At 50.3% G+C, this 531-nt stretch carries 1 pseudogene; it reads right to left on the reverse strand.

Features of this window, described 5'->3' with window-relative positions:
• Positions 1-316: pseudogene (locus tag NRB16_RS29220) on the reverse strand (hypothetical protein); the annotation flags it as partial.
• Between the last annotated feature and the right edge of the window lie 215 nt (positions 317-531).

Consider the following 531-nt stretch of genomic DNA (forward strand, 5'->3'; position numbering starts at 1 on the left):
CGCTCCCCTCGCTGAGCATACGGTCATGGTCTTCCAATGAGTGACGCTTGTTCGTATTCAGAAGGTGGAAGCTCGATGATTCGAGCAACTCGATGTCTACCGCCGCTTGCTCTTTGTCATCAAGCTTCAGAGCAGCCTTGGCGGCTTCAACCCCCTTCTCGAGCAGTTTCAGCATTGTCTCCTGGCGACTCAGATCGAGCTGATCAGCCAAACCTTCAATGAAGGAGTAGAGCTCCTTGGGCATGCGGATAGATGCGGACGCCAGGTCATTCTTCGTTTTCGCGGCATTTTCGATCAGGGAAATAATGTCGTTCATGGGATGGAACTCCTGCCAGGTGCGACGAAGCATCCCACGGCATAAAATTAACATCAATACACGCTTCTAAAAAAAAGCAAAATATGGTTCTTAAAAAATGCAAGTGCGGCGCTTAGCTATCATTCTCGTGTGAAATCCTTCCGCTCCGACTCTTTCCTATCGCTGACGTCCTCGTACGGTGAAGACACCAAGGATGCGTGCCTCCAATGCAGGTT

This window comes from Pseudomonas sp. LJDD11 (genome assembly GCF_024584215.1).
Lineage (GTDB): Bacteria > Pseudomonadota > Gammaproteobacteria > Pseudomonadales > Pseudomonadaceae > Aquipseudomonas.